Source organism: Pseudomonas tremae, assembly GCF_001401155.1.
Classification (GTDB): Bacteria; Pseudomonadota; Gammaproteobacteria; order Pseudomonadales; family Pseudomonadaceae; genus Aquipseudomonas; species Aquipseudomonas tremae.
In genome coordinates this window covers 1-444 of record NZ_LJRO01000269.1, presented here as the reverse complement: position 1 = coordinate 444, position 444 = coordinate 1, and the positions used below count along the sequence as shown (strand labels likewise).

Here is a 444-nt window from a genome sequence, read left to right as displayed (position 1 = left end):
GGGTGAGGTTCAGTTCGCTGGCGGCACGGGTAAAACTAGCATGCCGAACGGCGGCTTCGAAGGCGATCAGGTTCTGCAAGGGTGGAAGGGGCTCGATACGCACGGCGGCTCCTGTTGCGGGCAGGTTTTACAAAGGGTCGGGAAACGGTGTCGATAGCAGCCAATCCCTGAACACGCACAGCGATGGCAGGTTCTGAAAGCGCGTCGCGTACGCCAGGTAGTAATTGCGCCCGCTGTCCATCGGCTCGAACAGGGTGACCAGTTCGCCGCTGTTGATTTCGTCCTGCACCAGAATGCGCGGTACCAGTGCGATACCGATGTCCGCCGCCACAGCCTGGATCAGGTGCGAGGTCAGTTCGAAACTCGGGCCGGGGCGCATGATGTGGTGGTCCAGCCGATTACTGTCGAACCAGTCCGACCAGGCATTGGGCCGCGATACCACGC

Annotated in this window: 1 protein-coding gene and 1 pseudogene; both read right to left on the bottom strand. The window is 61.3% G+C overall.

Translation table 11 applies throughout. The features are described from left to right. Positions 1-103: pseudogene (locus ALO43_RS29040) on the bottom strand (LysR substrate-binding domain-containing protein); the annotation flags it as partial. A 24-nt stretch (positions 104-127) separates the two neighbouring features. Then, the coding region (locus ALO43_RS16160) for a LysR substrate-binding domain-containing protein (protein WP_235812538.1) at positions 128-444 on the bottom strand (317 nt) is incomplete at its 5' end.